This window comes from Gammaproteobacteria bacterium (genome assembly GCA_035501935.1).
Classification (GTDB): Bacteria; Pseudomonadota; Gammaproteobacteria; order JAJPIJ01; family JAJPIJ01; genus JAJPIJ01.
On sequence record DATJVC010000017.1, the window covers coordinates 18446 to 41362 of the forward strand.

21 protein-coding genes are annotated in these 22917 nt (G+C 61.2%); 7 read left to right on the forward strand and 14 right to left on the reverse strand.

The genetic code is table 11. The features are described 5' to 3' along the window. Positions 1 to 5 precede the first annotated feature (5 nt). A complete protein-coding gene (locus tag VMH34_04205) occupies positions 6 to 1244 on the reverse strand; it encodes a DNA recombination protein RmuC (protein ID HTT07973.1) in 1239 nt (412 codons plus the stop codon). A 62-nt stretch (positions 1245 to 1306) separates the two neighbouring features. On the opposite strand from VMH34_04205, the gene VMH34_04210 reads away from it, so the two are divergent. Continuing rightward, positions 1307 to 2374, forward strand: a complete 1068-nt coding sequence (locus VMH34_04210; protein HTT07974.1) for a PA0069 family radical SAM protein — start codon at positions 1307 to 1309, stop codon at positions 2372 to 2374. A 23-nt stretch (positions 2375 to 2397) separates the two neighbouring features. Here VMH34_04210 and VMH34_04215 read toward each other — a convergent pair whose 3' ends face one another. Continuing rightward, positions 2398 to 2916, reverse strand: coding sequence for a hypothetical protein (locus VMH34_04215; GenBank protein ID HTT07975.1), 519 nt, complete (start codon positions 2914 to 2916; stop codon positions 2398 to 2400). 84 nt (positions 2917 to 3000) lie between these two features. Between VMH34_04215 and zapE the strand changes: the two genes are divergently transcribed. The 3 genes from zapE (at position 3001) to VMH34_04230 (ending at position 6619) form a co-directional block, all read left to right on the forward strand. Beyond that, positions 3001 to 4095, forward strand: coding sequence for a cell division protein ZapE (gene zapE / locus VMH34_04220; GenBank protein ID HTT07976.1), 1095 nt, complete (start codon positions 3001 to 3003; stop codon positions 4093 to 4095). Positions 4096 to 4463: 368 nt separating this feature from the next. After that, entirely contained in the window at positions 4464 to 6137 is a 1674-nt protein-coding gene (locus VMH34_04225; protein HTT07977.1) for a nitrite/sulfite reductase, read from the forward strand. Continuing rightward, on the forward strand, positions 6137 to 6619 hold the full coding sequence (locus VMH34_04230; GenBank protein ID HTT07978.1) for a DUF934 domain-containing protein: 483 nt from the start codon (positions 6137 to 6139) through the stop codon (positions 6617 to 6619). The genes VMH34_04225 and VMH34_04230 overlap by 1 nt, the downstream gene beginning before the upstream one ends. Here VMH34_04230 and VMH34_04235 read toward each other — a convergent pair. The 4 genes from VMH34_04235 to VMH34_04250 all read right to left on the reverse strand — a co-directional run bounded on the left by VMH34_04235 (position 6616) and on the right by VMH34_04250 (position 10309). Then, complete coding sequence (locus VMH34_04235) at positions 6616 to 6951, reverse strand: hypothetical protein (protein HTT07979.1); 336 nt, start codon at positions 6949 to 6951, stop codon at positions 6616 to 6618. The genes VMH34_04230 and VMH34_04235 overlap by 4 nt on opposite strands. A 23-nt stretch (positions 6952 to 6974) precedes the next feature. Then, positions 6975 to 8426, reverse strand: a complete 1452-nt coding sequence (pyk, locus tag VMH34_04240; protein HTT07980.1) for a pyruvate kinase — start codon at positions 8424 to 8426, stop codon at positions 6975 to 6977. A gap of 216 nt (positions 8427 to 8642) precedes the next feature. Next, positions 8643 to 9107 (reverse strand): single-stranded DNA-binding protein, encoded by a 465-nt coding sequence (gene ssb, locus VMH34_04245; protein ID HTT07981.1) that lies wholly within the window; start codon positions 9105 to 9107, stop codon positions 8643 to 8645. A gap of 38 nt (positions 9108 to 9145) precedes the next feature. After that, on the reverse strand, positions 9146 to 10309 hold the full coding sequence (locus VMH34_04250; GenBank protein ID HTT07982.1) for an MFS transporter: 1164 nt from the start codon (positions 10307 to 10309) through the stop codon (positions 9146 to 9148). Positions 10310 to 10392: 83 nt separating this feature from the next. Between VMH34_04250 and uvrA the strand changes: the two genes are divergently transcribed. The 3 genes from uvrA (at position 10393) to VMH34_04265 (ending at position 14825) form a co-directional block, all read left to right on the forward strand. Next, positions 10393 to 13281 carry an excinuclease ABC subunit UvrA gene (gene uvrA, locus VMH34_04255; protein HTT07983.1) on the forward strand — a complete coding sequence of 963 codons (2889 nt, stop codon included), beginning with the start codon at positions 10393 to 10395 and terminating at the stop codon, positions 13279 to 13281. 61 nt (positions 13282 to 13342) lie between these two features. Continuing rightward, entirely contained in the window at positions 13343 to 13804 is a 462-nt protein-coding gene (locus tag VMH34_04260) for a hypothetical protein (GenBank protein HTT07984.1), read from the forward strand. Between the two features lie 169 nt (positions 13805 to 13973). Then, positions 13974 to 14825, forward strand: a complete 852-nt coding sequence (locus VMH34_04265; protein ID HTT07985.1) for a hypothetical protein — start codon at positions 13974 to 13976, stop codon at positions 14823 to 14825. A 29-nt stretch (positions 14826 to 14854) separates the two neighbouring features. Here VMH34_04265 and VMH34_04270 read toward each other — a convergent pair whose 3' ends face one another. The 8 genes from VMH34_04270 to VMH34_04305 form a co-directional block, all read right to left on the reverse strand. Then, positions 14855 to 16105 (reverse strand): TIGR03862 family flavoprotein, encoded by a 1251-nt coding sequence (locus tag VMH34_04270; GenBank protein HTT07986.1) that lies wholly within the window; start codon positions 16103 to 16105, stop codon positions 14855 to 14857. 129 nt (positions 16106 to 16234) lie between these two features. After that, the gene (locus tag VMH34_04275; GenBank protein ID HTT07987.1) at positions 16235 to 16735 is read right to left on the reverse strand and encodes a hypothetical protein; all 501 of its coding nucleotides are present in this window, start codon (positions 16733 to 16735) and stop codon (positions 16235 to 16237) included. 28 nt (positions 16736 to 16763) lie between these two features. Further along, a complete protein-coding gene (locus tag VMH34_04280; protein HTT07988.1) occupies positions 16764 to 17114 on the reverse strand; it encodes a DUF3147 family protein in 351 nt (116 codons plus the stop codon). A gap of 11 nt (positions 17115 to 17125) precedes the next feature. Beyond that, positions 17126 to 18112, reverse strand: coding sequence for a hopanoid-associated sugar epimerase (hpnA, locus tag VMH34_04285; GenBank protein HTT07989.1), 987 nt, complete (start codon positions 18110 to 18112; stop codon positions 17126 to 17128). Positions 18113 to 18127: 15 nt separating this feature from the next. After that, a complete protein-coding gene (locus VMH34_04290; protein HTT07990.1) occupies positions 18128 to 18892 on the reverse strand; it encodes a phytanoyl-CoA dioxygenase family protein in 765 nt (254 codons plus the stop codon). Positions 18893 to 18959: 67 nt separating this feature from the next. Beyond that, on the reverse strand, positions 18960 to 19664 hold the full coding sequence (locus VMH34_04295; GenBank protein HTT07991.1) for a 5'-methylthioadenosine nucleosidase: 705 nt from the start codon (positions 19662 to 19664) through the stop codon (positions 18960 to 18962). Further along, positions 19661 to 21622 carry a squalene--hopene cyclase gene (shc, locus tag VMH34_04300; protein HTT07992.1) on the reverse strand — a complete coding sequence of 654 codons (1962 nt, stop codon included), beginning with the start codon at positions 21620 to 21622 and terminating at the stop codon, positions 19661 to 19663. Before shc ends, VMH34_04295 begins: the two co-directional genes overlap by 4 nt. Positions 21623 to 21811: 189 nt before the next feature. Next, the gene (locus tag VMH34_04305) at positions 21812 to 22894 is read right to left on the reverse strand and encodes a phytoene/squalene synthase family protein (protein ID HTT07993.1); all 1083 of its coding nucleotides are present in this window, start codon (positions 22892 to 22894) and stop codon (positions 21812 to 21814) included. Positions 22895 to 22917 lie beyond the last annotated feature (23 nt).

Sequence of the window (22917 nt, forward strand, 5' to 3'; positions counted from 1 at the left end):
ATTTCTCACTTGGTTTGATCGGCCGGCAACCGGGGGGTCTCGGGATGATCCAGTTCCACCTGCTCGATGCGGGCAAAGCGGTCGCTGATTTTTTTCGCCGAGGTATTCACCTTCTGCACGTCGTCGTGCGCCTGTTCGATATGACGCGCGAGCTGGCTCATTCGTTCCCGGAAGCGGCCAAAATCCACCGCCAGCAGGCTCAAGTGTTCCTGAATGATGTGCACCTGTTCGCGGGTGGCGGCGTCCTTGAGCACGGCGCGCGCGGTATTGAGCACGGCCCACAGCGTCGTTGGCGAGACCATCCAGACCCGCGCGTTGTTGGCTTCCTCGACCAGATCGAGGTGGTGGGATTGAATCTCGGCGAATACCGCCTCGGCGGGAATGAACATGACGGCGCCATCGGCGGTGGTGCCGGGGATGATGTATTTCGCGGCGATGTCCTGAATGTGTCTTCTGACGTCTATTTTGAACTGGCGCTCGGCCGCCTTGCGCTCGGTCTCCGGCAGGGCCGCCTGTGTGTACTGGCGGTAGGATTCCAGCGGAAACTTGGCGTCGATGGGCACGAGTCCGGTCGGCGCCGGCATGAACAATGCGCAATCCACAATCCTGTCGTTGGGCAGTTTGTATTGCAGCGCGAAGTGGGTTTCCGGCAGCAGATTGCGCACCAGCGCCGCGAGCTGGACCTCACCGAACGCGCCGCGCGAACGCTTGTCGGAGAGCACCTCCTGCAGGCTGACCACGCTGCCCGAGAGTTCCGTGATCCGTTTCTGCGCCTCATCGATGATCGCCAGCCGTTTCACCACATCGGCGAAAGTGGCGGTGGTTTTTTCGAAACCCTCGCTCAGGCGCTTTTCGACCTGGCCGCTGATGTCGAGCAGGCGCTTGTCGGTGGCCTGCGTCAGCGCGTCCACGCGCCGGCTCAATTCCTGGGCGTAACGCAGCAATGCCTCGGTCACCTGTGTTTGCAGCAAGGTGAGCCCGCCCTGCAGACCGTCGTGCAGGGTTTTGCTGGTGTGCAGATGGCCGTCTGCCAGCCGCTGTGCGACGGTTTCCTTCAGTTGAGTCATCGCCTCCTGCCGGCGTTCCTCGGCGTGGGTGAGGCGCCGGTTCAATTCCTCCAGGCGGGTGTCGAGGCGCCACAGCAGTTCGCGTTGACGCCCACCCCACAGGGATGCCACCAGCAGCCACAGTGACGCGGCCAGCAGGACGAGTAAAATGAGATCGTGTAACCACGGGGCGAGCATGTGCGGCACATCATACCCGGTTGGCCGGCGAAGATGATCCTGTTTTACGGAACAACGCAGCCGTGAAAGTCATTCCCGTTCGCAAGGGGCGTGGTGCCGGATCACAACCGGATCCGCGTTACCTCTCCGCGACGCGCGAGGTTTTCGACGACGGCTGGGGCACGGCGGATGAATCCGCGCCACCGCTCTCAACGAAGGTGACCGAAGAATGCGCCCGCACCATCGTGAGCCATAACGATTCGCCGGACATCCCGTTCCGTTCCAGCATCAATCCCTACCGCGGCTGCGAGCACGGCTGCATCTATTGCTATGCCCGGCCGACGCATGCCTATCTCGATCTTTCGCCCGGCCTTGATTTCGAGAGCCGGCTGTTCGCCAAGACCAACGCCGCCGAGCTGCTGCGCCGGGAACTCGCGAAACCCGGCCACCGCGTCAGCGCCATGGCGCTGGGCGCGAACACGGATCCCTACCAGCCGATGGAACGCAAGTACAAGATTACCCGCGCCATCATTGAAGTGCTTTATGAATGCGGCCATCCGTTCACGATCATCACCAAATCGGCGCTGGTGGAGCGTGACATTGATTTGCTGGCGCCGCTGGCGGCCCGGCGGCTCGTGGAGGTGTATGTCAGCGTCACCACGCTGGATCGCCAACTCGCGCGCCGCATGGAGCCGCGCGCCACGGCGCCGCAACGGCGCATTGAAACACTCGGCGCCTTGCGTGCAGCAGGCATCCCCGCCGGCGTGATGTTCGCGCCGGTGATTCCGGCGCTGAACGATCAGGACATGGAAAAAGTGCTGGAATCCGCGCATGCCGCCGGGGCACTCTACGCGGGCTACGTCATGCTGGGTCTGCCGTACGAGATCAAGGATTTGTTCAGGGAATGGCTGCGCCGCCATTACCCGTTGCGCGCGGAGCATGTATTGAATGTCATCCGCGATCTGCGCGGCGGGCGCGAGAATGATCCGCGGTTCGGCTCCCGCATGCGCGGCGAAGGTCACTTTGCCGAATTGATCGCGCGGCGCTTCGCGGCGGCCTGCCGCAAGCTGGGTTTGAACCGCCCGGAGAGGGCATTGGACACCACGCAGTTCCGCCCGCCCTCAATAAACGGCCAGCTCAGTCTGATTTGAGCGGGCGGGTTCCCGGCTGATGGTCAGTTGATGGTGATCTGCTCGGGTGCGGATGTGGCGGGAGGCGGTACGCTGAGTTCCAATTCCCAGCCCGCCTTTTGTACGGCGTCTGTCAGCAGGCGCGTCAGCGCATGCAGCAGCGTCCGGTTCATGTTGAGTTCTATGCCCTGACCCTGTTCCGGATGCAGGCACAGGATGGACTGTCCCTGCGTCGTGGTCTTGGTCTGAATGCGCGCGAGCAGCACCGGCGCCTCGCCCAGCGGGAATTTCGCCTGATCTTCCCTGAAGGTCTGCGAAAATGAGGATTGACTGAGCGCACTCTCGTGCTGGAATGCCAGTATGGCCTGACGCGCCCGTGGGTCCGAGGTCTGGCTGATTTGCGGGTCTCCCTGCAACAATTGCGACAACACCGGCCAGAGCAGGCGGATATACCGGCGCGTCAGCCAGAAGCGAAATTCGCTGTGATCGCTGCTATTGATGCGCAGCAACACGCGATCCTCCATCGGGATATAACGGCATTGAATCTGGTTGAGTTGGGCCATCTCGCGTATCGTATGAAGAAATAACTAATGTCCGTTGGCTGCCATTTTAGCACTTGAACATGAGTGCGGGCGCCCCTTGAACGCATGAATCCCCTGGAACGCTATCAACAGGATTTGCTTCGTGATGGATTCACCGCCGACCCGATGCAGCGGCGGGTCGTCGATCATCTGCAGCAGTTATATCAGGTCTTGTGTCATCCGCCGGCCGCGCCGCGCCGTAGCTGGTGGCAGGAATTGCTGGGCAAGGAAGCCACGCCAGCATACATCCCGGGGCTTTATTTATGGGGCGGCGTGGGCCGGGGCAAGACACACCTTGTCGATATCTTCCATGAATGCCTGCCTTTCGAGGAGAAGGCCCGCGTTCATTTCCACAGCTTCATGCAGCGCATCCACCGTGAACTGAAATCACTGAAAAAAATTCATCACCCGCTGCGACACGTTGCGCAGGGGCTGGCGCAGGAGGCCCGTGTCTTGTGTCTGGACGAATTTCATGTCGCCGATATCACCGATGCGATGCTGTTGGGGCACCTGCTGCGGGCGTTGTTTGAACACGGCGTCACGCTGGTGGCGACCTCGAACGAGCCGCCAGACAAGCTGTACTGGGGCGGCTTGCAACGGGAGCGTTTTCTGCCCGCCATCCGTCTCATCAAGGCGCACACCCGCGTGATGTACATGGACAACGACACGGACTACCGCCTGCGGGCGCTGGAGAAGGCGGAGATTTACCACGCGCCTCTCGATGCGGCGGCCGAACAGAGTTTGAGGCGTGGTTTTGACAGCGTTGCCCCGGAGCCGGGCAAGGCCGACGGCGCCCTGGAAATCGAGGGTCGCATGATCCCGACGGTACGTCAGGCCGACGGCGTGGCCTGGTTTGAATTCGAGGCGCTGTGCGGTGGGCCGCGTTCAGCCGCGGATTACATGGAGATCGCCCGTTGCTATCAGACCGTGCTGCTGGCCAACGTTCCGCGGATGGACGACCGGAATAACGATGCCGCGCGACGTTTTATCCATCTGGTGGATGAGTTCTACGACCATGGGGTCAAGTTGATTGTCTCGGCCGCCGCCCAACCCCAGGCGCTATACCAAGGCGAGCGGCTGGCGAAGCTTTTTGAGCGTACCCAGAGCCGCTTGGTGGAGATGCAATCCAAGGAATATCTTGCACGAGAACACATATCATAACATTATAAAACAATAAGTTATTAGTATAACTTGACAAAATATTTAGATATACTAAGCTACTTTATAAGTTTGCAGGTATTTCCAGCGAGAACTGCACCTTGCCCAACGCGGTTCTCAATGGTTCCAATTCGGCGCCCCTGTTGGCCACGAAATGGATGACTTAACCGGTTCTCCGTGGGCACCTAATGACAGGACCTCCTCGTAGCCTGTCACCAGGAGTTGGGGCTGCAACTTGCAGCCCCTTCTTTTTGTGTGGATTCCGGCACTTGAAATAACTTCATGGCATATCGATAGAGCCATTAAGTCCTTTTAACTATAATGCCGGCTTGCTACCTTAACTGCCTCCCAAGATGGGCGGATGGTAGGTCATGTATCGCTACGACCATTACGATCAGATCATCGTCAACGAGCGTGTCGCGCAATTCCGCGACCAGACGCGGCGTTTTCTCGCCCAGGAGCTGACCGAGGATGAATTCCGCCCGCTGCGGCTGCGCAACGGCCTGTACATCCAGCGCTTCGCCCCGATGCTGCGCGTGGCCATTCCCTATGGTCTGCTGAATTCAAAGCAACTGCGCATGCTGGCCCACATCGCGCGCCATTACGACAAGAACTACGGCCACTTCACCACCCGCCAGAACATCCAGTACAACTGGCCGAAGCTGGAGACCGTGCCGGACATCCTGGCGCATCTGGCCAGCGTCGAGATGCACGCCATCCAGACCTCCGGCAATTGCGTGCGCAACATCACCGCCGACCATCTGGCCGGTGTCGCCGGGGACGAGTTGGAAGATCCCCGTCCGTACGCCGAGATCGCGCGCCAGTGGTCCACGTTCCACCCGGAATTCTCCTGGCTGCCGCGCAAGTTCAAGATCGCCTTCAGCGGCGCAACGGAGGATCGCGCCGCCGTGCAGTGGCATGACATCGGCCTGTATCTGGTCAAGAACACTGCCGGCGAAATCGGTTTCAAGGTGCTGGTCGGCGGCGGCATGGGACGTACGCCGATTATCGGCGTCGTGATCCGCGAGTTCCTGGAAAAGAAATACCTGCTGTCCTATCTCGAAGCCATTTTGCGCATCTACAACCTCGAGGGCCGCCGCGACAACATCCACAAGGCACGTATCAAGATCCTGGTGAAGGCACTGGGGCCGGAGAAGTTCCGCGCCAGGGTCGAGGAGGAATTTGCCCGCATCAAGGACAATGTAGTGCTGGATCAAAAGGAGATCGACCGCGTGAAGACCTTCTTCACGCCACCCGCCTACGATCCGAAAGCGGCGCAGGACCAGAGTTTCGATCAGCATCTGCATAGCAATCCGATGTTCAACACATGGGTCAAGCGCAACACGCGCAGCCACAAGGTGGCCGGTTACCGCGTGGTGTTCCTGTCACTGAAACCGCCGGCCGTGGCGCCCGGCGACGTCACTGCGGAGCAGATGGACGCCGTGGCGGATCTGGCCGATCGCTATAACTTCGGCGAGATCCGCGCCACGCACGATCAGAACCTGCTGTTCTCCGACGTGCGCCAGGGCGATCTGTACGGCCTGTGGAAGGAATTGCAAAAACTCAATCTGGCCACGCCCAACATCGGCACGCTGACCGACATGATCTGCTGCCCCGGTCTGGAGTTCTGCTCTTTGGCCAACGCCAGTTCGATCGCGATAGCCAGACAGATCAACGAAAAATTCACCGATCTCGATTATCTCTACGATCTGGGTGAGATTCAGTTGAAGATGTCCGGCTGCATGAACGCCTGCGGCCATCATCACGCCGGCCACATCGGCATCCTCGGCGTGGACAAGCACGGCGTGGAGTTTTATCAGCTCACGTTGGGCGGTTCGGCCAGTAACGACGCCGCGCTGGGGGATCGGCTGGGACCGTCGGTGGCCAAGGCCGAGGTCGCGGATGTCATCGGCAAGCTCATCGACGTGTTCGTGGAAAACCGCGAGGGCGAGGAACGTTTCGTTGATTGCTATCGCCGCATCGGCATGGCGCCCTTCAAGGCGCGCGTATACGGCGACGCCGAGGAAGAAAAGGAAGCCGCCTGATGCGCGTCATCGACAAGGATCTGCATATCGTTGACGATGGCTGGCAACTGGTCATCGACGAGGCAGAATTGCCCGCGGGCGACGTCATCGTCAGCGTCGCGCGCTGGCAGAAGGAACGCGACGCATTGCTGGCACGTGGCGGCAGGCTGGGCTTGAAGGTAGGTGGCGACACACCAGTCACCACCATCGCCGATGACCTTGAACATTTTGCGCTGATCGCGCTGGAATTTCCCAAGTTCGGCGACGGCCGCTGCTTCTCGCATGCCCGTCTGCTGCGTGAGCGGTATAACTACAAGGGCGAATTGCGCGCGGTGGGCGACGTGCAGCGCGACCAGCTTTACTTCATGCGCCGCTGCGGCATCGACTCCTTTGCCGTGCGCGCCGACAAGGACATCGAAGACGCCCTCAACGCCTTCAAGGAATTCACCGTCCGTTATCAGCCGGCTGCGGACGACGCCCAGCCGATTTACCGCTATCGTTAATGCTTGGGTTGTACATTACGATTACTTGGTTTTTTGAACCACCAAATTAGAAGTGCTAATAGTTGGCTTAACGCCGCACTAAGCGGGCCGGAAAATAATATCCATCCAACGGGTGCATTACCGGCACTATATCCAGTGGCTTTTTCGTACCAAACCATCCATGTCATGGTGTAGATCAGAGAAGCGATGGCACCCGCGATAGCAAAAACAATACTCATCAAAATGAGCACACTCAGTTTCGGCTTTGACATCGAGCGGGCTTTGGCTATAGCCACAACCAGTATAGCCACGATAGCCATTAGTAGGGGCGAAAGTGACATCGCAAGCAACATGGGTTGCGCTCTACTGGTGTGGTTTAGACGGCGAGGAGGGTGATGGAGGGCGTGTTCAACTGCGGATCGCCGTGGAAGCCGCGGATGAGCAGAATGTACTCACCCGGCTTGGCCAGTCCCAATTCCTGCACCACGCGCCGGCCGATCTGAATTGCATTGTCATCGCTGACTTCTGGTATCAGGATGGGAACGATGCCCCACATCAAGTTCATGCGCCGGCAGGTTGCGGCATTGGCGCTGATGCCCACGATCGGCGCCCAGGGCCGCGAGGCGCTCACCGTGACTGCCGACATGCCGCTGCTGGACAAGACCAGCACCGCCCGCGCGTCGAGGTCGTAAGAAAGCCGCGCCGCCGCGTCCGCCACCGCGTCGCCGAAGGGGATGGGGCCTTTCTGCTTGATGGTGCTGACCTTGGTGCGCTTGCGCTGCCAGAACTGAAAGGCCTCGGCCTGTTTGGCGATGCGCGTCATCATTTCCACGGCGGCGATGGGGTGTTTGCCGGCGGCGGTCTCGGCGGAGAGCATGACTGCGTCGGTACCGGCGGCGACGGCATGTGAGACGTCGGTCACTTCGGCGCGGGTGGGGCGGACGTTCTCGATCATCGACTCCAGCATTTGGGTCGCGACGATCACCGGCTTGTTTTTCGCGCGGGCCATGTTGATGAGCTGATTCTGGGCGGTGGGCACCTGCTCGGCGTTGAGTTCCACGCCCAGATCGCCGCGCGCCACCATGATGGCGTCGGCGGCCTCCAATATGGCCGAGGCGTTGTTAAGGGCCTCCGGTTTTTCAATTTTGGCGATGATGCCGACGTGCGCTTTTCTGGCGCGGATAAGCGCGCGCAATTCATCGAGATCGGAGGCGCGGCGCACGAAGGACAATGCCAGAAAATCCACGCCCAGCTTGAGTGCGAACTCGGCGTCGAGGCGATCCTTGTCCGTGAGCGACGGCGCGGAAACCTGTACGTGCGGCAGATTGATGCCCTTGTGATTCTTGAGCAGTCCGCCATGGATCACCGAGCACGTGATTTCGGTGCCGTCGATGCGCCCGACCTGCAGCTCCAGCACGCCGTCATTGATGAGGATGCGATCACCGGGCTTGACGTCGCGGGCCAGGGCTTCGTACTGCGAGGGGATTAAACCGGGCTCACCCGGCACGTCGCGGGTGGTGACGGTGACGGTTTCGCCGGGCGTCAGGGTAATCTGCCCGTCGCGAAATTTGCCGGTGCGGATCTTGGGGCCGCACAGATCGGCAAACACGGCAACGGGTTGCTTCAGTTCATCGGCGATCGCGCGCACGCGCTCGTAAATACGCGCGTGACCATCGTGATCGCCGTGCGACATGTTGAGACGGATGACATTGACGCCCGCCTCGATCAGTTTGCGGATCACTTTAGATTCAGAAGAGGCCGGCCCCAGGGTGGCGATGATCTTGGTGCGCCGGTATTTGAGTAGTTGGACGTCGGTAATGACAGTCATATTTTCCACTCAGTTGCTGCCACCAGTGGAAATCCCCCTTCGTCCCCTAAGGCACCGCTCGCCCTGAGGTATCGAAGGGCGAATACAACATATCGCAACACAAACCGTTCATGCTTCGATACGCGCAGCGTACCTTGGCCTGAGCTTGTCGAAGGCTCGGCACGAACGGTTTTCATATGCCAGGGATGTAAAGGGTTCGAAACGATAATTTTTGGCTTAGAACGGGATGTCGTCGTCGAAATCATCCTTGGGGGCGGATGCCGCCGGTGCCGGGGCGGATTTGGGGGCGGAGCTTGCGCGCGACGTTTCGCCGCCGGCGCGGCTGTCCGGAGAACCGCCGCCGCCGCGGCCGCCGAGCATCTGCATTTCGTTGGCGACAATCTCGGTGGTATAACGATCCTGCCCTTCCTTGTCCTGCCACTTGCGGGTCTGCAGGCGGCCCTCGACGAAAACCTGCGAGCCTTTCTTGAGATATTCGCCGACGATCTCGGCGAGCTTGCCGAAGAACACGACGCGGTGCCACTCGGTGCGCTCCTGATTCTCGCCCGTGGCCTTGTCCTTCCAGTTTTCCGAGGTGGCGATGCTGACATTGGCCACCGCGCTGCCGCTGGCGGTGTATTTCACCTCCGGATCATTGCCCAGGTTGCCGATCAGAATCACTTTGTTGATGCCGCGCGCCATGCGTATTCCCCCTTGCCGAGTTTCGACACAGGTTATCATCATTTACGGCATTTGCGGATAGCCAGTACTGTTAAGAACAACGACACCGCGGCGCAGAACCACAGCACCGCCGGATTGCCATAATGCTCGCTGATCAGGCCGCCGCTGGCGCCGCCTAAAAAGATGCCGAGGTACTGACTGGTGGAGAACACGCCCAGCGCCGCGCCCTTGCGCGCCGCCGGCGCCGCCCGCGACACCCGGCTCGGAAGGTTGCCTTCCAGAAAGGTGAAGGCACTGAAGAAGGCGAGCAGACCCAGCGTCAGTTCGATGGCGCTGCCGTGCCACAAGGCCATGCCGGTGAATGCCAGCGGCAGTACGGTGACCGCGCCTGCAAATATCGCGTCCGCCCGCGGGCTGCGATCCACGCGACGCAGGAGCGGCAGCACAAGGATCGTCGCCCCCACAAGGGCCGGCAGATAGACATGCCAGTGCTGCGCGCGCGGCAGCCCCGCCGCATCCCGCAATAACACCGGCACGGACACGAACATGGCCATCTGCAACAGATGCAGCAGCAGGACGCTGCCGTTAAGAAAGGTCAAATCCGGGTCCAGCAACACCCCCGAGAATGAACCCACACCCTCGGCAGGCGCCGCCTCGGGCATCGCCGGGATGCCGAACAGAACGAAGATGGACCCCAGACCGAGTACGCTCGCCAGCCAGAACAGGCCGCTCATGCCCAGATGCGGGTCGAGCACAGGCCCCAGTACGAAGGCCAGCGAAAACGAGGTGCCGATGCTGATGCCGATGATGGCCAGCGCCTTGGTTCGCTGGCTGTCGCGGGTGGCATCGGCGGCCAGTGCCATGAGCGCCCCGGCGACCGCACCCGCTCCCTGCAGGGCGCGCCCCGCGATTACCGTGTAGATGCTCGTGGCCAGGGCGGCGATGCCGGTGCCGATTGCGCTCAGCAAAAGACCCACGATGATGATGGGCTTGCGGCCGTAACGGTCGGAAAGCGCCCCAAAGGGGATTTGCAAAATACCCTGCGTCAGGCCGTGTACTCCCAGCGCGAGGCCGATGAGCGTGGCGGTCGAACCGCGGTAATCGGCGGCGTGCAGGGCCAGCACCGGCGTGATCATGAACAATCCCAGCATGCGCAGGAAGAATATGCCGGCTATGTTGAAGGTTGCGCCCAGTTCGGCGCGGGTCATCTTTTCGGCGGTCATGAATTCAAGGCAGTGGGGCTTTGCGTCGAAGGTGAAACTGACCGTATAGTACCAGTTTGCCTTCGATCTTTGGTGAAAGTTACATGGATTTAATCCGCATCCGCGGCGCCCGCACGCACAACCTGAAGAACATCGATCTCGACCTGCCGCGCGACCGGCTGATCGTGTTCACGGGTCTGTCCGGCTCCGGCAAATCCTCGCTCGCCTTCGACACGCTGTACGCCGAGGGCCAGCGGCGCTATGTGGAATCGCTGTCGGCCTATGCGCGGCAGTTTTTGTCGATGATGGAAAAGCCCGACGTCGATCACATCGAGGGGCTGTCGCCGGCGATTTCCATCGAACAGAAATCCACCTCGCACAATCCGCGTTCGACGGTCGGCACCATCACCGAGATCTACGATTACCTGCGTCTGCTGTATGCCCGCGTCGGAGAACCGCGCTGCCCCGATCATGGTGTGACGCTGGCGGCGCAGACGGTGAGCCAGATGGTGGACCAGGTGCTGAATGAACCGGAGGACACGCGGCTGATGCTGCTGGCGCCGGTGGTGCAGGGCCGCAAGGGCGAACACGAGCAGATCTTCGCCAACCTGCAGCGGCAGGGCTTTCTGCGCGCCCGCGTCGATGGCCGCATGATAGAGCTGGACGACCCGCCTGCGCTGGACCTGCGCCGCAAGCACGACATCGAAGTGGTCGTGGATCGCTTCAAGGTGCGGGCCGATCAGAAGCAGCGACTGGCGGAGTCGTTCGAGACTGCGCTCGCGCTGTCGGACGGCATCGCCAAGATTGCCTGGATGGATGACGAGAAACGTGCGTCGCTGGTGTTCTCCGCGCGTTTCGCCTGCCCGCATTGCGGCTACTCCCTGAGCGAGCTGGAGCCGCGGCTGTTCTCGTTCAACAATCCGCACGGCGCCTGCTCGGAATGCGACGGCCTCGGCGTCATCCAGTTCTTCGATCCGCAGCGCGTCGTGCAGCACCCGGAACTGAGCTTGCCCGGCGGCGCCATCCGCGGCTGGGATCGCCGCAACGCCTACTACTTCCAGCTCATCCATGCGCTGGCCGCGCATTACGATTTCGATATCGACACGCCGTTCCGCGATTTGCCCGAGCGCGTCCAGCAAATCATCCTGCACGGCAGCGGCAAGGAGATCATCGACTTCACCTACCTGCACCCCGGCGGCACGCGCCGGAAGAAGCACGCCTTCGAGGGCGTGCTCAGCAACATGGAGCGCCGCTACAAGGAAACGGATTCCAACATGGTGCGCGAGGATCTGGCGCGGTTCCTGTCCAACAAACCCTGTCCAAGCTGTGCCGGCACGCGCTTGAATCCATCCGCGCGCAATGTCTTTGTCGGCGATGTTTCGTTGCCGCAGGTCACGCGCCTGCCGGTGGGCAAGGCGCACGGATTTTTCTCATCGCTGAAATTATCGGGCCAGCGCGGCGAGATCGCCGGCAAGATCCTCAAGGAGGTGAGTGAACGCCTGCAGTTTCTCGTCAACGTGGGGCTGGAATACCTGACGCTGGAGCGCAGCGCGGAAACGCTGTCCGGCGGCGAGGCGCAGCGCATCCGGCTGGCCAGTCAGATCGGCGCCGGACTGGTCGGCGTCATGTACGTGCTCGATGAGCCGTCCATCGGCCTGCACCAGCGCGACAACAAGCGGCTGCTGGGCACGCTCACCCGGCTGCGCGATCTCGGCAACACCGTCATCGTCGTCGAGCATGATGAAGAGGCGATTATGGCCGCTGATCACGTCGTCGACATCGGGCCGGGCGCGGGCGTGCACGGCGGCGCCATCGTGGCGCAGGGCACGCCGGCCGATATCGAACGGCATCCCGATTCCGTGACGGGCCAGTATCTCTCCGGTCGCCGTCGCATCGCCGTGCCTGCAAAGCGGCAGGCCGTCGATGCCCTGCGCCTGCTGACGGTCAAAGGTGCGAGCGGCAACAACCTCAAAAACATCAACGTCGAATTCCCCATCGGCCTCATGACCTGCGTGACGGGCGTGTCCGGCTCCGGCAAATCGACACTGGTCAACGACACGCTCTACCGCCATGCCGCGCGGAGGTTGAACGAAAGCACGCTGGAGGCGGCGCCCTGCGCGGCGATTGAAGGGCTGGAGCAATTCGACAAGGTGGTGGACATCGATCAGAGTCCCATCGGCCGCACGCCGCGTTCCAATCCGGCGACCTACACCGGCCTGTTCACGCCCATCCGCGACCTCTACGCCGCCGTGCCGGAAGCGCGCTCGCGCGGTTATCAGGTCGGGCGCTTCAGCTTCAACGTCAAGGGCGGCCGCTGCGAGGCCTGTCAGGGCGACGGCGTGATCAAGGTCGAGATGCACTTCCTGCCGGACGTCTACGTGCGCTGCGACGTGTGCAAGGGCAAGCGCTACAACCGCGAGACGCTGGACATCACCTGGAAGGGCAAGAATATAAGCGAGGTACTGGAGATGACGGTGGAGGACGCGCACGCGTTCTTCAACGCCGTGCCCATGGTGGCCGGGAAATTACAGACGTTGCTGGACGTGGGCCTGTCCTACATCCGCCTCGGCCAGAACGCCACCACGCTGTCCGGCGGCGAGGCGCAGCGCGTCAAGCTGGCGCGCGAACTCTCCAAGCGAGACACCGGCAACACGCTCTACATCCTCGATGAGCCGACCACCGGCCTGCATTTCTACGACATCGAGCAATTACTTGGCGTGTTGCACCGGCTGCGCGACCACGGCAATACCATCATCGTCATCGAGCACAATCTCGACGTAATCAAGACCGCGGATTGGATCATCGATCTGGGGCCGGAAGGCGGCGACGGCGGCGGCGAGGTTGTCGCCACCGGCACGCCGGAGCAGATCGCCGCGCATCCCACTTCATATACCGGCCGCTACCTCACCAAAACCCTCGCGCAATCACGGTCAGAACTTCAGACACTGCCTAAGCCTGCCAAAACGGTACGCGCCCGCAAAGCCGGAACTTAGCTTTTATTTTGCTACCGTCCTCTATCGTTGTTTATGTCATATTAGGTGGAATGAAGACCAAATGAGCATAAAGGCACGCATCGAAGATGCAGAACTGCTCTGGCAACACGGTCGCAAAGAGGGAACTTGGGCTTTAGCACTGATCGCCGCTGCAGCCACATCCCGAAAGAGATACCCCAGACCGATTCGTGATAGTGAGGCATTTAAGTCATTCATCCGAGACGTACTTCCCACATTGATGTTCGGAAAATCTCTTCAAAGTACTACCCCGAACCCAAGTATCATTTTTGATCAGACGCCAATTGAGGAAATCATCTATGAGCACCTACGGTGCAATCTAATTCATGAAGGAGATCCTGCTCCTCAGATAGCTTTCTCGGAATCTATAATCGTCGATGGGAAACTCCAAGCAATGCTTGCCGTTGGATCTCCGAACGTAATACCGGATATCTGGGTGATCAATTTACTAAAGGCTGTTCGTGAAGCGCCGGAGAATACTGCCGAATTTGGTACTGCCGCCTAACCGTTGCGTGCAGCCGACGCCCGCAAGCGGGCCCGGCTAACGAACACGTTAACCACTATTCCATTAGAATTTCAGCCGCAGCCCAAGCCTGCTAAAGTGGTGCGCGCCAGAAAAGCCGGGGCCTAGATTCTAAATATCTCGATGCTGCCCTCTCTCATTGCGGTTTATAATGCCTTTTGCCGTTTTCCCCAAAGGCGCTAAGGAAGAACGCATGGCACGGTGGTTTTGGGCATTTTTGGCTTTCAATATCTATTCCATATTCCTTCTTGCAGCGTTCCAGAAGAACACCTTATATCTGTTCGATGTAAAAATAGTGCAAGAGGCGCTGGCCAATAACCGTAGCTTAGACATTACGGAATGGGGGTGGAAAGATCATTACATTTGGTGTCTCTTTTCTAATGTTCTGGTTACAGCGCTGGCGGCGGTTCTCGCAGGTGCTATCGCGAAGACTAAAGGTGGGATTGTTGCCGCTACGGCAAATATTCCAAGCGTCCTCATATGGGGGGCAACTTTCTATCTTATGGTTTTCGGCGAGACAGAAATTGAGCAACAGACAGGATTTGCAGCGGTATCTATCGTAGCGATTCCACTAACTACGTGGGTAGCGCACTATTTCGGAGAAATGGGGGCAGAGATACAAGCCTCTAATTATCCCCAAAGTACCGTTCTAGGAGTTAGGCCATATCATTGGGTATGGATTGTGTTTCCTCTTTATCTCTATGCTCTCGGTATTGTGTTTGTTCTAGTAAAGTTTCTAGCACTTCTACTTTTTAATGGTATCGCTGTAAGCATAGTACAAATTATTATTTCTTGGCTTGCTCTCATCCCTGTAATTGTCTGGTTCGCTCCTTTGGGCTTCGTATACAGCGTTCTGTCTGGTGATGTATTAAGTAACAGATCTGCTGGTGTAAAAGCTCTGATAAATTCCGGGGTTATTGTCGGGGGCTTCGTACTTGCCTACGAAGTTCAGACAGTGTGTTTTGGGTTACTCCAAAAACTCATGTCATGGTGGTATCAGTAATAGCGGACTAAAGGATCGACGAATGATTGCTAGCGAAGCTTCGCAGCAACGCAAGCAACGGCGGCGTGGCCGGCGATGCGACCGCTGGCGAAGCAGGCGGTGAGCAGATAGCCGCCGGTCGGCGCCTCCCAGTCCAGCATTTCGCCCGCACAGAACACGCCCGGCAGTCTGCGCAGCATCAGGTTTTCATCGAGTTCATCAAAAGCCACGCCGCCCGCCGTGCTGATCGCCTCGCTCAGCGGGCGCGGCGCGATCAGTTGCAGCGGTAATGCCTTGATGGCCTTCGCCAAATGCGCCGGATAGTTGAAGCTGTCCTTGGGCACGACTACGCGGAGCAATCCGGCTTTCACGCCGTCGATGCCGGCGCGGCGCTTGAGGTGGCTGGCCATGGAACGCGAGCCGCGGGGCTGCGACAGTTCGCTGACGAGCCGTTCCAGTTCCCGTCCGGGCGCAAGGTCAAGCTCAATGCGGGCACTACCAGTCGCCGCGATCTGATCACGCAGCCGTCCGGACAGGGCGTAGATGACGCCGCCCTCAATTCCATTTGCGGTGACGACAAACTCGCCGGGCTGACGATGAGCGGTACCGTTTGATTCGGTGAAGCTGACGGTCACGGATTTCACGGGCTGTCCGGCAAAGCGCGTACGGAAATGTTCGCTCCAGTGGACATCAAAACCACAGTTCGCGGGGCGCAGGGGTTCGATGCGCACGCCGCGTTCCGTCAGCCACGGCACCCAGGCGCCATCCGAGCCGAGCTTCGGCCAACTGCCGCCGCCCAGCGCCAGCACGACGGTATCGGCGCGCACCGATCGCACGTTCTCCGGTGTGGCAAAGCGCAGGGCGCCGTCCGTATTCCAGCCGCACCAGCGATGCCGCATGTGGAACGTCACGCCACGCGAGCGCAAGCGGCGCAGCCACGCGCGCAACAGCGGCGCGGCCTTCATGTCCGCCGGAAACACGCGGCCGGAACTGCCGACGAAAGTCCCGATGCCCAAGCTTTTCACCCATTCGCGCAACTCAGTGGGGCCGAAGTCCTTCAGCAGGGGAGCGAGCTGCGCGCGGCGCGCGCCGTAGCGGGACAGAAAAAGATCGGGCGGGTCGGAGTGGGTGAGGTTGAGGCCGCCCTTGCCCGCCAGCAGAAATTTGCGGCCCGCGGAAGCCATCGCGTCGTAGAGGTCGACGTGCGCGCCGCGTTCGACCGCGGCCTCCGCGGCCATCAACCCGGCGGGGCCACCGCCGATGATCGCCACGGTGCGGGGTGAGTTGTTGCCAGAACCCATCTCAAAAATGCCACGGGGTAAGAAAACCGTTCGTGCTGAGGTATCGAAGCACGACTGAATTATGCGGAATATGGTGTTTGCCCTTCGATACCTCAGGGCGAACGGTATTTTTGATATGGGTTCTGGCGATCAGGGGTAGGCTGGCTTTGCGGCCTGTCCGGTGACGGGTGTCGGATTGGGGTTGACGTGAATCCCCGCGTTGATCACCACTTTGTGATTGGGAATGTTGGCCAGCGCCCAACTGTTATAGGCCTGCAAACGTAGCGACGGTACGATCGTGTCGGGTGCCGGCACAATGAACAGATGCACATACTCCCTGATGAAACCGGCATCGACGATCTTGACCAGATCGTCCAGATAGGGATCGTGCGCGCTGGCGTGTGAAGCCTTGTAATATTTCCATTCCCGGGCCATTGCCTGCCTGCCGCCGACTTCGCGCGTGTATTTGTCGACGTTTTTATTCATGGCGGTTTCAACGCCGTAGGTCAGCCAGGGCCGCACGATCGGTTGATTGGCCTCGAGCTCGGGGTCCAGAGTGATCGGATTGGGCACAATCGGCGGAAGCTGGTCTGCCGCCGCCACCGCCGACGACCAGAACAACAGCATGAAGATCAGCGCGGGTGTTTTCATGATGGGCGCTTGATGTCGTTGAGGAACACTAGATCTGAATCCCCAGCAGCTTGTACACGCGCAGCATGGCGAGATAGGCCAGCACGGTCGCCGTGATCGACAGCAAGAGACAGAGCCAGAAATTCGTGCCCGTCTTCAGCAGGATCGGCACCAGCAGGACGAGCGTGAGCGAGGGAATGACCAGCCAGAAGGTGCTGGTGGAGAGCGCGGATATCCTGACAATGTCGCCGGATTCCACGTAGATCCACACGAAGGCCAGCAACGAAGTGAGTGGAAGCGAGGCCACAATCGCGCCGGCAAACGTGCTGCGTTTCGCGATCTCCGAGATCAGCACGATAACCACCGCCGAAAGCAATACCTTTACGACGTAATAGAGCATTGGAATGGTATTCAGCGTCGCTTTTCGAGGAACCATTGTACCGCATCGCGCAGCGCCTCCTGCGCCGGCCGGGCGTGATAGCCGAGTTCGGTCTCGGCCTTGCGGCTGGAAAAGAACATGAGTTTGCGCGACATCTTGAGGCCATCCACGGTCAGTTGCGGTTCCCAACCGCCGGTCAGCCGCGCGATCCCCTGCGCCAGATACGCGAACGGCATGAGCAAGTCCTGATTCAGCTGTATGCGCGGCGGTTTGCGGCCGGTGAGCGCCGCGATGCGCGTCAGGATTTCCTTCAGGCGCAGATTTTCGCCGCCGAGGATGTAGCGTTCGCCAATGCGCCCGCGGCGGAAGGCCAGCAGGTGGCCGGCGGCCACGTCATCGACGTGCACGATGTTGAGGCCGGTATCCACGTACGCCGGGATGCGGCCGCGCGCTGCGTCGCGGATCACGCGCCCGGTGGGCGTGGGCTTGATGTCGCGCGGGCCGATGGGCGTCGAGGGGTTGACGATGACCACGGGCAGGCGGTCGGTGTTGACCATTTCGCGCACGACTTCCTCGGCCAGAAACTTGGATCGCTTGTAGTGGCCGATCATGTCGCGCAGGTGCACGCGGGTGTTCTCATCGGCCGGCGTGCCGTCCTTGTTCAGGCCCAGCGTGGCGACGCTGCTGGTGTAGACGATGCGCTCGACACCCGCCTCGCCGGCCGCGCGCAGGATGTTGCGCGTCCCCTCGACGTTGCTCAGGTACAAATCGCGCGGGCGGGGTGTCCACAGCCGGTAATCGGCGGCGACGTGAAAGAGGGCATGGCAGCCTTTGAGCGCAGCTTCCAGCGACGCGGAATCGCGCAGATCGCCCTCGCAGATTTCAACATTCAAGCCCTCCACATTCTTGCGATCACTGGTGGGACGAACGAGTATGCGCACCCGCATGCCCTCATCCAGCAGATGGCGGACGACGGCGGAGCCGACAAAACCACTGGCGCCGGTGACGAGTGTGGTCATGTTCGGGATGGCTGGTTAAACGCGGAAGACGTACTGCCTGCCTGCCTCCCGCTCGCAATCGGGCGGATAACTCTTGCGCTTGTCGCTGTAGTACCGCTCGCGCTGATCGCCCTCGGACTGTTTGCCGTAGGTCACGTAAAGCAGCCGGCGGCGCTGCATGGTCAGGTTGGGGCCGGAGGCATGCGGGGCGTAGGAATCGAAGAACACCACGTCGCCCGGCTTGGTCGGATGCGGCTCGAATTTCATGCCGGCCATGTCGGCATCGGTGAGCGGCGTCCACATGCCGCCGACCACGCCGCGCTTATGAAAGCCCCTCACCAGCTCCAGGCAGCCATTCTCGATGGTGGCCTCATCGATGGCGATGAGGGCGGAGATGTGCAGGGTGCCGTAGGTGTTCCAGCCGGCCTGCACGTCCTGATGCGGCTTGAAGCCGTCGCCGCCCGGCAGCTTGAAATTGATCTTGTCCTTGAACAGCACCGCCGGTTCGCCGAAGAGCTGGCCGGCGGCTCCGCGCAGAAGATCACTGTCGAACAACCGGCGGAAGCCGTCGTGATAGGGATAGAAATTCTCGATGCGCGAGAGGATGCGTTCGCTCTTTTTGAGCCGGCTGTCCTCGAAGTACATCATGGTCCTGCCGGGCACCTGCGGGTAGGCGGCGACTTCATCCGCCCAGCGGGAAATGTCCGCTGTTTCCTTGGCGCCGAACAGGCCGCGCACAATCAGGAAACCGTCGTCGTGAAATGTCCGGACCTGCACCCCGGTCAGGGAACCCGAACTCATCAGAGCTTCCAATTCGTCAAAAATGAGCGCGGTTTATAGCTCAAGGCCGTCACCACTGCAAGCAAGGTCAGGGGCTTTCGGCCAACGCCGCTTGCAGCGCGGGCGCGATGGCGCGGAGCCGGCCACGCGCACGGTGAAACGCACCGCCCAGCGTGATGAGCGGCCCGATGCTTCCGGGTTCGCGCCACAAGGCCCGCAAAAAATCCAAAATGCGAACCCGGCCGTAGGCATCCACGCCTTTCACGGCCGGCGCCGGCAGCGTCATGGCCTGGGCGTCCACGATCACGCGCACGGCGAGAAAGGGCGCGCCCGCTTCCGCCGCCGCGGCGGCAATCGCGCCACTCTCCATGTCGGCGGCGATGGCGCCGGTGCGCGTGTGGACGGCAAGCTTTTTATCGGCATCGGCCAGCACCACCGGGCTGTGCCACAGCGCGCCATCGTGCAAAGGGACCCCCCGCCAATGACGTCGCAGTCCCGCCGACAGCGCGCCATCAACAGGCAGGTTTTTTCCGTCCATCAGGATGCAGCGTGGCACGATGATGTCGCCACTGCGGAGCAGCGGGTCCAGGGCGGCGGCCACGCCCCAGCTGATGAGGCTTTGTGCGCCATGTTGCAGTGTTTCGCGGGCCGCTTGCGCCGCGCGCGCCGCGCCCATGCCGCAGACACGAATGATCGTCGAGGTTGACGCATGCAGACCGGGAGACAGGGGGACGCCCGCGTAACTGCCCGCCTCCGCGGGCAGGGCGCTGATGATGCCGAAGCGGCGACTCAACCCTGATTGATGTTGCGATAGCGCGCCAAGGCCCAGAGCGGGAAATACTTGGCGTAGCCGTGGTACTTCAGATAGAAGACGCGCGGGAAGCCCGGCGCGGTGTAGTACGGATCATCCCAGAGGCCGGCCACGAGTTGCTGTTCCAGGAGGTAGCGGATGCCGCGTCGCACGGCCGGCGTATCCGCACAGCCGGCGGAGATCAAGCCCAGCAGGGCCCAGGCGGTCTGGAACGGCGTGCTCGGGTGCGGACGGCGGTGCTTGGGCGGATAGTAGCTGTCGTTACTCTCGCCCCAGCCGCCGTCGGGATTCTGCATGCTTTCCAGCCATTTCACGGCGCGCTGGATGTAGGGCTGGTTCACGTCTTCCCCCGCCAGTTCCAGCGCGGAGAGCGCCGACCATGTGCCATAGATGTAATTCGTGCCCCAGCGGCCGTACCAGGGGCCGTCGGGTTCCTGCGTGCGCTTCATGTACTCGATCGCGCGGCGGACCGGAACGCGGTATTCGAATTTGTTGACCAGCGACAGCAGCGCGATGCAGCGCGCGGTGACGTCCTCCGTCGGCGGATCCAGCAGGGCGCCGTGATCCGCGAATGGGATGGCATTGAGATAGTAGTGCGTATTGTCGGCGTCGAAGGAGGCGAATCCGCCGTTCTTCGACTGCATGCCGCAGGTCCAGTCGGCGGCGCGCTCGATGGCGTCCCAGTAATGCTGCGGATCGGCGCGGTACATGATCCACGCCACCATGGAGGTGTCGTCCAGATCGGGGTAATACGAGTTGTTGTACTGAAACGCCCAGCCGCCGCCGCGCAGGCCCGGTTTGTTCTCGCGCCAGTCGCCGGGTTCATCGCCCAGCTGCTTGTCCCGCAACCACTCCAGTCCCTTGTGCACGGCCTCGTCGGCCTGTTCGCCCGCCGCCTCGAACAGGGCGTGCGCGGCCAGACCCGTGTCCCACACCGGCGACATGCACGGCTGGCAGTACACGCCGTGCTGGTGGGTGACCAGCAGCTTGCGCAGCGCCGTGCGCACCTGCACGCGGTGGGGGTGATCGGCGGGGTAGCCCAGGATCGCCAGGGCCTCGTAGGAATTCACCATGGCCGGGAAGATGCCGCCCAGGCCATCGGTGCCGTTCAGTCGTTCGATGAACCAGTGCTCGGCCCTGCGGATGGCGCGCTGGCGCAGGAAACGCGGCACGAAACGCTCCAGCCAGCGGCCGAAATTGTCCAACGCCAGGAAGAACTTCGCCAGCCGGTTCTTGGGGCGGAAGTAATCCTCGATCTCCTCCGGCGGCGTCACGAACAATTCGCGGATATCGACGCCCCGCGGATTGGCGGCCTTGGGTCTGAGCGTGCACAGGATGAACAGGGGCACCATCACCGTGCGTGACCAGTAAGACACCCGGCTGATGTGGAAGGGGAACCAGCGCGGCAGCAATATCACCTCGGCGGGAATGAAGGGGACGGCACGCCAAGGCACCTGTTCGAACAGGGCCAGCGCGATGCGGGTGAAGACGTTGCAGCGCTCGGCGCCGCCGTGCGCCAGGATGGCGGTGCGGGCGCGGATCATGTGCGCGTCGTTGGGATCGTCGCCGGCGAGTTTGAGTGCGTAATAGGCCTTCACCGAGCAGCTCAAATCGAAATCGCCGCCGTGGTACAGCGGCCAGCCGCCGTGTTCGGCCTGGCGATCGCGCAGGTAATGGGCGATCTTGCGTTCCAGCACCTCGTCCACTTCGTTCATGAAGTGGTTCATGAGGACGTATTCGGCGGGAATGGTGCAATCGGCCTCCAGCTCATACACCCAGTGGCCGTCGGCGTGCTGTTGCGCGAGCAGGGCCGAGCGCGCGCGGCGCACGGCCGCCTCGACTTCCGCGTGCAGGTCATGATCCCGCGCGGCGATTTCGGGACGGACTGCGCGTCCTTTGGATTGTGGTTCCGTCCTTCCGAAGCGTGGCTTGATGATCATGGTATGTTGGCCGTTTGTTTCCGTTGCCGAAGAATCGAATTAAGCAATTCCCTCCGCTCTTATCGCCGGCCGGTGTTGATGCCCGATAAATTCCGAAATGCCTGATCAACCGGCGGTACAACTGTAAAGATTATTTTCCGCCGTCTGATGCGATTAAAGTATGTGGACGATTTGCTCCCGCGTGCGGATTTACGTGCCGGTCCCCCGACCGATGGCCGCCAGTGTCGCATGAACGGGGGCGGCAGGCAATCGCCGGGCGGCGATTCTGAACAGGCCGCGCAACAGGCGATCATGCGCAACGCTCATGTTGCTGAGCAGGATGGTGGCGCGGACCTGGCGGCGGGAAATCTTGACCTCATGGCCGGCGCGGAAATCGCGGCGGCGGTTGATCTTGTCCAGCGTCAGCACCGCCATGCCCAGCGCCCACAGGCAGAAGCGCCTGATTCCGCGCTCGTGGGCCGGGATGCGCAGCGTGTAGGCGAGCGCGTTTTCCAGATGCCCGCGCGCCACGGCAATGAGCTCACTCAAGGCCGCGGCGTAGCCGGGTTGCGTGGCGGCCTCCGGCAGTTTGCTCAAGTCGACGCCATGGCCCAGAAAAACGTCGCGCGGCAGCCAGCAGGCGCCGCGGCGGCGATCCTCCCAGATGTCCTTCAGGATGTTGGTCATTTGCAGTCCCTGTCCGAAGGAGACCGCCAGTTTCATCAACGGTTCCCGCTGGGTCGCGATTTCCGGCGAGTAATCACAGAACAGTTCGGTCAGCATCTCACCGACCACGCCGGCCACGTAATAGCAATAACGATCCATCGCCGGCATGTCGGCCAACCCGTCGAGGGTCTCCCGTTCCTGGTACCAGGCCATGCCGTTGGCCATGATCTGCACGCAGCGGAGCAGCGCGGCCCGCTGGTTGGCATTGAAGCTCAGCGTGATGCGGATGACGCGGGCTGCGTTGTGGATCAAATCACGCTCCGTTTCCTGCAACTTGGGCGAGAGCAGTGGATGCAACGCGTCGGCGAACGCCTGCGCGTCCATCCGGCCGGCGACCACGGCGACGAAGCGATCCGAGAACTCGCGCTGCTGCGGATAACTCAGCCCGGGGTCATCCTCGATGGTGTCGGCGATGCGGCACAGCAGATAGGCGTTGCTGACCACGCGCGCGAGCGCCGGCGGCAGCTCGGGGATGGTGAGCGCAAAGGTACGGGAGACGCCCTGGAGTATCCGCTGCTGGTATGCTTCATCTTCCGGAGTGGGGGGCGACATAATATTGTGTGTCATGCCGGGGATATGGAGCCATTTTA